The sequence below is a fragment of the Streptomyces sp. NPDC000348 genome, assembly GCF_042898795.1.
Taxonomy (GTDB): Bacteria; Actinomycetota; Actinomycetes; order Streptomycetales; family Streptomycetaceae; genus Streptomyces.
On the sequence record NZ_JBIAZD010000009.1, the window covers coordinates 240,688 to 248,801 of the forward strand.

Genomic DNA, 8,114 nt, shown 5'->3' on the forward strand with positions numbered 1-8,114 from the left:
CGGGAGGACGACTGTCCGTCTGCACCGGTCGGCGGGGGAGAGGCCGTGCCGCGTGGCTGGTGTCAGGTACGTACTCCAAGGCTGCGGTATGCGTGCGGGGGCGGGGCCCCTGGGTGAGGGCCCTGCCGGCGTGGGTGCCGTTTCGGTCCTGGCGGCCGCAGCCCGGTGCCTTCTTGGCCCCGGTGACGTTCAGGGCCGGGTCGAGCGGCCGGCGGGGCCGGAGCCGGTGATGACGACCTCGCGTGTCCCGCTCACGCCGTCGCCTCGGGCTCCGCCGGGGCGATCTCGGCGATCAGGGCCTCGACCAGGGTCCTGATCCCGTCGCGGATGGGACGGACGGCCTCGACGCCCTGTCCGGCCGGGTCGTCGAGCTTCCAGTCGAGGTAGCGCTTGCCGGGGAAGACGGGGCAGGTGTCGCCGCAGCCCATGGTGACGCAGACGTCCGACTGGCGGACCGCGTCGACGGTGAGGATCTTCGGTGTCTCCCGGGAGATGTCGATGCCGACCTCGGCCATGGCCTCGACGGCGGCCGGGTTGACCTGGTCGCCGGGGGCGGAGCCGGCGGAGCGGACCTCGACGCGGTCGCCGGCCAGGTGGGTCAGCCAGGCGGCGGCCATCTGGGAGCGGCCGGCGTTGTGGACGCAGACGAACAGGACGGACGGCTTGTCGGCCATGATGATCGTTCTCTCTCGTCGCACGGCGGAACCCAGCCGCCAATGACTTCAGCCTCCGCTGGTATCAGCGAGTGGTGATGTGAGAATATCAGCGCATGCTGACTTCAGTCGATCCTGATGTGATCCGGGTGCTGGGCGATCCGCTCCGCCTGAGGATCGTGACCCTGCTGGCGCGCGAGACGCTCTGCACGACGCACCTGGCCGAGGAGACCGGAGCCAAGCAGACCAACCTGTCCAACCACATGAAGGTGCTGCGCGAGGCCGGGATCGTGGAGACCGAGCCGTGTGGCCGCTTCACCTACTACAGGCTCAAGCCCGAGGTCCTGGCCGGCCTGTCCGAGCAGTTCGCCGCGCTGGCCGAGTCCGCCCGCACCGCCGTCGAGAACAAGAGGGCCTGCCCGTGACCTCCGCCGAGCCCGCCACCGCCCGCGCCCAGAGCGCCGACGCGGCCGGGGACGACTCGATCGTCAAGAAGCTCTCCACCCTCGACCGGTACCTCGCGGTGTGGATCGTGCTCGCCATGGCCGTCGGCCTGGGCCTGGGCCGGACCGTCCCGGGCATGAACGACGCGCTCGCGAAGGTGGAGATCGGCGGGATCTCCCTGCCGATCGCGCTCGGCCTGCTGGTGATGATGTATCCGGTGCTGGCGAAGGTCCGCTACGACAGGCTCGACGCCGTCACCGGCGACCGGAAGCTCATGGTGTCGTCGCTGGTCATCAACTGGATCGTCGGCCCCGCGGTGATGTTCGCGCTGGCGTGGATCTTTCTGCCGGACCTGCCCGAGTACCGCACCGGCCTGATCATCGTCGGCCTCGCCCGCTGCATCGCCATGGTGATCATCTGGAACGACCTCGCCTGCGGCGACCGCGAGGCCGCGGCCGTCCTCGTCGCCCTCAACTCGGTCTTCCAGGTCCTCGCCTTCGGCCTGCTGGGCTGGTTCTACCTCGACCTGCTGCCCGGTTGGCTCGGTCTCGGCGACGGCGGGCACCTCGGCATCTCGATGTGGGAGATCGCACTGAACGTGGTCGTCTTCCTCGGCATCCCGCTCGCCGCCGGCTTCCTCACCCGCCGCCTGGGTGAGAGGAAACTCGGCCGCGCCGCCTACGAGCAGCGGTTCCTGCCGAAGATCGGCCCCTGGGCGCTGTGCGGGCTGCTGTTCACGATCGTCATCCTCTTCGCCCTGCAGGGAAGGACGATCACCTCGCAGCCGCTGGACGTCGCGCGGATCGCGCTGCCGCTGCTGGTGTACTTCGCGGTGATGTGGTTCGGCGCCTTCGCCCTCGGCAAAGGGCTCGGCCTGACCTACGACCGCACCGCCACCCTGGCGTTCACCGCGGCGGGCAACAACTTCGAGCTGGCCATCGCGGTTGCCGTCGCCACCTTCGGCGTCACCTCCGGCCAGGCCCTGTCCGGCGTCGTCGGCCCGTTGATCGAGGTCCCGGTCCTGGTGGCGCTGGTGTACGTCTCCCTTGCCTGGCGCCGGAGGTTCACTGCCCACGCCTGAACGGTGAAGCAGTGACTCCCGCCGGTCCGCACCCGCGCGGTACAGGCCGGCGCGGCGTTCAGGCCCGGCAGCGCTCACCGGGCCGGCGGCCTGGTTCTACACCAGCGCCTGGAGCGCGTAGAGCGCGCCGAGGGCTGTGGCGAGAGTGCCGAGGAGCAGGCGCAGCGCGGTCTCGGGCAGGTGGGGCTGGAGGCGGGCGCCGAGGTAGCCGCCGACCAGGCCGCCGAGACCGCAGGCGAGGCCGAGCGACCAGTGGGGGGCGACGTCGCCGGAGCCGAGCAGCGACAGCAGCACGTAGGCGGCGGCCCCGACGAGTGAGGTGGCGAACGTGGCGGCGAGAGCGGCTGGTGCGATGCGGGCCATGGGCACGCCGCGGGCGGCGAGGATCGGCCCGAGCAGGGAGCCGCCGCCGATGCCGTAGATCCCGCCGATGATCCCGACCGCGAGGGCGAGTGCGGTGAGGACGGCCGGGGACGGCTCCGCTTCGGCGGCCGGCCGGCGTGTGGCCGAGGCGAGGGTGCGGGTGCACAGCCACAGGCCGAGCGGCAGCAGCAGGGCGGCGATCAGCAGCCGGAAGACGCCGGGGCCGGGGAGGGCGAAGACGCGGATCGCGGCACCGAGGACGACGCCGGGCAGGGTTCCGGCGGCCAGGCGCCGGGCCAGGCCGCCGCGCAGAGCGCCGTCGCGGCGGTACCGCCACAGGGCGCCCGGCCCGGCCACCACGTTGAACAGCAGATTCGTCGGCGTGATCGCCGGATTCGGCACGGCGAAGACGCTCAGGTGGACCGGAAGGAGGAACACGGCTCCCGATACCCCGACCGGCGCGGTCACCACCGCGATCAGCAGCCCGGCCGACAAGCCCGCCCACACCGTCCACTCCACCCGGCTCCCCGCCCTCCGACCGCTGCCCGGCCAGTATCAGCGGGCGGAGCGAGCGAAGGGCGGGTCCGTAACGGGATGTTCACGAACAGCAGGAACAGCAGGAACAGCAGGAACAGCCGGGCGAGCCGCCCTGCCCGCCGGCCTCCGCGGCTACGGCCGGGGCCCTGCCGGGCGGAGCGGTGGGTGCGCGGCAGCCCTTCTCGGCGGCGTCCGGGCCGGCGCGGCGGTCTCGAAGGCGACGTTCCCTTCCCCGCGCCGGTCAGGTCACGGCCGGCAGGGTCAGCAGCTTGCCCATCGCCGCCAGCACGGACGGCTCGACGCGGTAGTAGACCCAGGTGCCGCGCCGCTCGGAGGTGAGCAGACCGGCCTCCTTGAGCTTCTTCAGGTGGTGGGAGACGGTGGGCTGGGAGACGCCGACGTCGGAGATGTCGCACACGCACGCCTCGCCGCCCTCGTGGGAGGCCACGGCCGAGAAGAGGCGGAGGCGGACCGGGTCGCCGAGGGCCTTGAACATCCGCGCGGCGGTCTCGGCCTCCCCGGCGGTCATCGGGCGTTCGGCCAGCGGGGGGCAGCACGGCGCCACGCCCTGACCGTCGGCGGGCTCGAGGAGCGGCAGCACCTTCGCATTCGACATGCGTCTATGTTGACACACGTCGAACCAGTGTGGAGGGGGCCGTCACCGGCGCGCGGGGCGGGCGGCCGGGCACCGGGCGATCCGCTCTGCGTCGAGAGCGCCGCCGCGGCCGGCGGGATAGGGCGGGTCGGGGCGGTAGCCGGTGGCGGGCACGATCACGTCGACCTCCTCCCGCTCCCCGTCCGGCCGGACGGGCCCGGTTCCGTCGGCGCCGGTGAGCGGGGTCGGACCGCGGTGGTCGGCGGCGTGCGGCGCCTGGCCGGTGTACGCCTCCAGGCCCGGCGGCGCCGGCCGGCGCGGGCGCCCGAACGTCCGGAGGCCGCCACGGCGGCCCGTGCGGAGAACCGGCCGTCACCCTCTTGCTCCACCTCGAAGCCGTCGCCGGGGAACGGCGTCCCGGGCGGGGAGCTGTACCGGGCGGACGAAAACGGCGTGAGGTCGGCGTAGTGGTGCGGCCGCGACCCGGCCGCGGCCCGCAGTGGGACGATGCGCGGGTGGTGGCGAGGCCGGACTGGCCGCCGCCGATGGCGGCGACGTCGATGTGCTCCATCAGCGAACCCCTTGATTTCGATGAATGTCTATGTTGACGCCTGTCGATGCAGGTGCCATGCTGGGCCGCGCAAGCAATAGACAGACATCGAAGCAAGAAGTCGTCCCGGTCCTCGCCCTCCGCACCGTGCTGTCCCCAGCCCGGGCCCGTCGCGCCGCCCGCCACTTGGCCGGCGCCGGCTTCCGCGACAGCTGCACCCAGGTCGGCGACAGCGTCGCCCGAGCGACCGACCCAAGCCGGCAAAACCGGCTGGCCGCCTTCACCCATACGCGCTGACCCCCTTCGCCCCTCAAGGAGACCGAGCACCATGAGCACCCAGCAGCTCCCTGTCGTCGTCATCGGAGCCGGCCCCACGGGCCTGGCCGCTGCAGCCCACCTCGTCGAGCGCGGCATCGAGCCCCAGGTCCTGGAAGCGGGACCGGCCGCCGCCTCCGCGGTGCGCGAGTGGAGCCACGTGCGCCTATTCTCCACCTGGGGTGAAGTCGTCGACCCGGCCGCCGAAAAGCTCCTCGCCCCCACCGGCTGGACACGCCCCGACCCGGCCACCTACCCCTCCGGCGGTGACTGGGCCGACCTCTACCTGCAGCCGCTCGCCGACGCCCTCGGCGACCGCGTCCGCTACGGCGCCACCGTCACCGGCGTCTCCCGGAGCGGCCGCGACCGCAGCGTGGACGCCGACCGCGAGCAGCAGCCCTTCGTCGTCCACGTCACCCACGCCGACGGCCGTGAGGAGCGCCTCTCCGCCCGCGCCGTCATCGACGCCTCCGGCACCTGGGCCATCCCGTCTCCGGCCGGCGGCAGCGGCCTCCCGGCGCTCGGCGAGAAGGCCGCCGCGGACCGGATCACCTACCGCGTCCCGGACCTGAAGAACCCGGCCGTCCGCGCCCGGTACGCCGGCAAGCGGACCGCCGTGATCGGCTCCGGCGCCTCCGCCTTCACCGCCCTGGCCTACCTCGCCGACCTCACCGAGTCCGCCGGCGGCGCGGGAACGAAGGGGGTGTGGATCCTGCGCCGGGGCATCTCCGGCTCCACCTTCGGCGGCGGCACCGCCGACCAGCTCCCCGCGCGCGGCGCCCTCGGTCTCGCGGCGAAGGCTGCCGTCGACCAGGGGTACGCGGACGCGGTCACCGGCTTCCGCACGGAGGCGATCGAGCGGGCTGACGACGGCCGACTCATCCTGGTCGGTGAGGACGGACGCCGCCTGGACCCGGTCGACGAGGTGATCGTGCTGACCGGCTTCCGCCCCGACCTGTCCTTCCTCGGCGAGCTGCGCCTGGGCCTCGACGAGCGCCTCCAGGCCCCCGTCGCCCTGGCTCCGCTGATCGACCCCAACCAGCACTCCTGCGGCACCGTCTACCCGCACGGCCACCGCGAGCTCTCCCACCCCGAGCAGGGCGTGTACCTGGTCGGGATGAAGTCCTACGGCCGCGCCCCGACCTTCCTCGCGATGACCGGCTACGAGCAGGTCCGCTCCGTCGCCGCCGCGATCGCCGGCGACCTCGACTCCGCCAACCGCGTCGAACTCACCCTCCCCGAGACCGGGGTCTGCGGCGGCGCGGGCCTGTTCGACGCCCCCGACGCCACTGAGGCCGACGGCGGCGGCTGCTGCGCGCCCACGCCGCAGCTCGTCCAGCTCGGCGCCCCCGCCGCGGTCGGGGCGGCTACCGAGGAGGCCCCGGCGGGTGGCTGCTGCGGCTCGTGACCGACCTCGGCACCCCGCACGCGGGGCCGCGACCGGAACAGAGACGAGCAGGGCCGGTTTCGTCCATGAGAAGGGACAGGGCTCCGACACCGGTCAGGCTCTTCTGTCACTTCTTGACGCTCTTCGGCTCGAACGAGCCGCCCCGGTCCCGGGCACGACGATCTCCGCCGGACCGACGTCGGGCAGCCCGCCCTCTCCGGCCGGCCGCAGCCCCCTCGGCCTCGGCCCGGCTCACCAACCCGTCGACCGACTGATCGTCCGCGGGCTTCGCCGACACGGCCGCCGCCGACTCGGCAGAGTCCTGCTCGGCCACGTTCTCACTGGTCATCGCTGAATCCTCCATGATCGGGAGGTGCACCGGACGATTCACGGTTCCGTCCAGCGGCCCCAGGGCCGCACCGGACTCGGTGGCCGTGCGGGCGATGACTGAGCACGCCGTAAGGTTGAGGTGCGTGGGCGTCTGGCAGGAGTGCGCCGAAGGAGGACTGTCGTGCCCGCCGATACCGTCGACCGGGCCCTATGAAGCAACGGAGTGCAGCGTTGGTGCGAGTGGAGCTCGGGGCTGCGGTGGCCGCGGCGCGAGAGATCGGCAAGCAGGTTCTCGCCCCCGAGGCTGCGGCCGTGGACGAGGAGCGGAGATGGCCGGAGAAGGGTATGGCCGCGCTGCAGTCCCGGCTGGGCGGGCTGGTGGTGCCGGCCGAGTGCGGGGGAATGGGGCACGGCTTGCTGGCGGTCGCGCAGGTCGGTGAGGCGACGGGGCAGGCCTGTGCCTCGACGTCGATCTGCTTCGGTATGCACCTCGTCGGCTCGGCGGTGATCGCCGCGAAGGCCAGCCGCCGGCAGGAGGAGCACTACTTGAATCCGATCGCGGCCGGTGAGCATCTGACGACTCTGGCTCTGTCCGAGCCGGGGACGGGCGGGGAGTTCTGGCTGCCGCAGACCCGTATGGAGCGTGTCGGGGAGAGCAGGCTGCGGCTGACCGGAGCGAAGAGCTTCGTGACCAATGCCGGCCACGCGGATTCCTATGTCCTGTCGACCCTGGCTGCCGGGCCGGGAAAGCCGCCGGGTCAGTTCTCGTGCACGGTGGTCGATGCCACTGTGCCGGGACTGGAGTGGGGGCCGTCGTGGCAGGGCTTCGGCATGCGCGGCAACGCCTCGCGCGGTCTGGAGCTGCGAGGGGCCGAGATCGCCGACTGGTGCCTGCTGGGGGAGGAGGGCGATGAGATCTGGTACGTCTTCAACGTTGTCGCCCCTTATTTCCTGATGGCCATGGCCGGCACCTATCTGGGAGTGGCCGCCGCGGCTCTGGAGGAGGCCCGTGCCCACCTGTTGCGGCACAGAGGGGCGCGCGTGGGGCGGTCCGCTGCCGGGCAGCCGGTCGTCCAGCACCGATTGGGCACGATGTGGGCGCGCGTGGAACGCACCCGGCGGCTGATCTACCATGCCGCCGTCGAGGCGGAGATCGGTGCCCCGGAGGCCCTGCTGGGGCTGGCCTCGGCCAAGGCCGAGGTGGCCGAGGCCGCTGAGGCCACCGTCAACGACGCCCTGACCCTGGTCGGCGGTATCGGCTACGCCGAGCACTCACCCCTGCACCGCATGTTGCGCGACGCCCGCGCCGCGCACGTGATGTCCCCGGTGACCGACCTGCTGCGGGTATGGACCGGCAGAGCCCTGCTCGACGAACCCCTGCTCGAGAGCTGAAGCGGTGAACCACAGCCTGCCCCTGCTGCTCCTGGTCGACCTCCCCCGGCAGACGGCCACCACCATCACCGCCGAACTGGCCGCGACCGCCGAGATCCTCCACAGCACCGCTGAGGACGTGCTGGCCCATACCGGCGGAACGCCCGGTCTGCGTCGGCCCACGGTGGTGGTGCTGGGGGAGACGGTGACGGCGCCCGTCGGCGTCATCCACTCCCTGCGGCCGCACTCCGCGGATCTGACGGTCGCCGTGACGGTCACCCCCGCCACGGAGGACAAGCTCGCTGTCCTCCCGCTGCTGTTCTCCTCCGATGCCGTTCGCCGTGTGGCGGGCGGCGAGACGGCGCAGCGGATGACCCATGTGGTGGGGGGGGGGGGGGGCCCCCCCCCCCCCCCCCCCCCCCCCCCCCCCCCCCCCCCCCCCGCCCCCCCCCCCCCCAACAACCCCCCCCCCCCACAACCCCCCCACC

At 72.9% G+C, this 8,114-nt stretch carries 8 protein-coding genes; 4 read left to right on the forward strand and 4 right to left on the reverse strand.

Annotated features, from left to right (window positions below):
* Nucleotides 1-251: 251 nt before the first annotated feature.
* The gene (locus tag ACFY3N_RS19855) at nucleotides 252-674 is read right to left on the reverse strand and encodes an arsenate reductase ArsC (RefSeq protein ID WP_390817991.1); all 423 of its coding nucleotides are present in this window, start codon (nucleotides 672-674) and stop codon (nucleotides 252-254) included.
* Between the two features lie 95 nt (nucleotides 675-769).
* Between ACFY3N_RS19855 and ACFY3N_RS19860 the strand changes: the two genes are divergently transcribed.
* Nucleotides 770-1,078, forward strand: coding sequence for an ArsR/SmtB family transcription factor (locus ACFY3N_RS19860; protein WP_390817992.1), 309 nt, complete (start codon nucleotides 770-772; stop codon nucleotides 1,076-1,078).
* Nucleotides 1,075-2,178, forward strand: a complete 1,104-nt coding sequence (gene arsB / locus ACFY3N_RS19865) for an ACR3 family arsenite efflux transporter (RefSeq protein WP_390817993.1) — start codon at nucleotides 1,075-1,077, stop codon at nucleotides 2,176-2,178. Before ACFY3N_RS19860 ends, arsB begins: the two co-directional genes overlap by 4 nt.
* Nucleotides 2,179-2,274: 96 nt before the next feature.
* Here arsB and ACFY3N_RS19870 read toward each other — a convergent pair whose 3' ends face one another.
* The gene (locus ACFY3N_RS19870) at nucleotides 2,275-3,060 is read right to left on the reverse strand and encodes a sulfite exporter TauE/SafE family protein (RefSeq protein ID WP_390817994.1); all 786 of its coding nucleotides are present in this window, start codon (nucleotides 3,058-3,060) and stop codon (nucleotides 2,275-2,277) included.
* Between the two features lie 259 nt (nucleotides 3,061-3,319).
* The gene (locus ACFY3N_RS19875; protein WP_390817995.1) at nucleotides 3,320-3,694 is read right to left on the reverse strand and encodes an ArsR/SmtB family transcription factor; all 375 of its coding nucleotides are present in this window, start codon (nucleotides 3,692-3,694) and stop codon (nucleotides 3,320-3,322) included.
* A gap of 857 nt (nucleotides 3,695-4,551) precedes the next feature.
* On the opposite strand from ACFY3N_RS19875, the gene ACFY3N_RS19880 reads away from it, so the two are divergent.
* Nucleotides 4,552-5,946, forward strand: coding sequence for an NAD(P)-binding domain-containing protein (locus ACFY3N_RS19880; protein ID WP_390817996.1), 1,395 nt, complete (start codon nucleotides 4,552-4,554; stop codon nucleotides 5,944-5,946).
* Between the two features lie 106 nt (nucleotides 5,947-6,052).
* Here ACFY3N_RS19880 and ACFY3N_RS19885 read toward each other — a convergent pair whose 3' ends face one another.
* Nucleotides 6,053-6,274, reverse strand: coding sequence for a hypothetical protein (locus ACFY3N_RS19885; RefSeq protein WP_390817997.1), 222 nt, complete (start codon nucleotides 6,272-6,274; stop codon nucleotides 6,053-6,055).
* Between the two features lie 215 nt (nucleotides 6,275-6,489).
* Between ACFY3N_RS19885 and ACFY3N_RS19890 the strand changes: the two genes are divergently transcribed.
* Complete coding sequence (locus tag ACFY3N_RS19890; protein ID WP_390817998.1) at nucleotides 6,490-7,647, forward strand: acyl-CoA dehydrogenase family protein; 1,158 nt, start codon at nucleotides 6,490-6,492, stop codon at nucleotides 7,645-7,647.
* Nucleotides 7,648-8,114: the final 467 nt, after the last annotated feature.